Genomic DNA, 254 nt, shown 5'->3' with positions numbered 1-254 from the left:
ATGGCGCGAGACGGAATCGAACCGCCGACACATGGAGCTTCAATCCATTGCTCTACCAACTGAGCTACCGAGCCAAAATTGCGGGAGCAGGATTTGAACCTACGACCTTCGGGTTATGAGCCCGACGAGCTACCGAGCTGCTCCATCCCGCTTTAACAATAAAAGGAGGATGTGGGATTCGAACCCACGCACGCTTTTACACGCCTGACGGTTTTCAAGACCGTTCCCTTCAGCCGGACTTGGGTAATCCTCCA

3 tRNA genes are annotated in these 254 nt (G+C 53.9%); all 3 read right to left on the bottom strand.

Annotation, left to right across the window (positions count from 1 at the left end):
• Window position 1: 1 nt before the first annotated feature.
• Window positions 2–74: transfer RNA gene (locus HMPREF2987_RS03580), tRNA-Phe, on the bottom strand.
• A gap of 4 nt (window positions 75–78) precedes the next feature.
• A tRNA-Met gene (locus HMPREF2987_RS03575) sits at window positions 79–152 on the bottom strand.
• 11 nt (window positions 153–163) lie between these two features.
• A tRNA-Ser gene (locus HMPREF2987_RS03570) sits at window positions 164–253 on the bottom strand.
• Window position 254 lies beyond the last annotated feature (1 nt).

The organism is Streptococcus sp. HMSC067H01 (assembly GCF_001814775.1).
Taxonomy (GTDB): domain Bacteria; phylum Bacillota; class Bacilli; order Lactobacillales; family Streptococcaceae; genus Streptococcus.
This window is presented reverse-complemented; position numbering and strand designations above follow the sequence as displayed.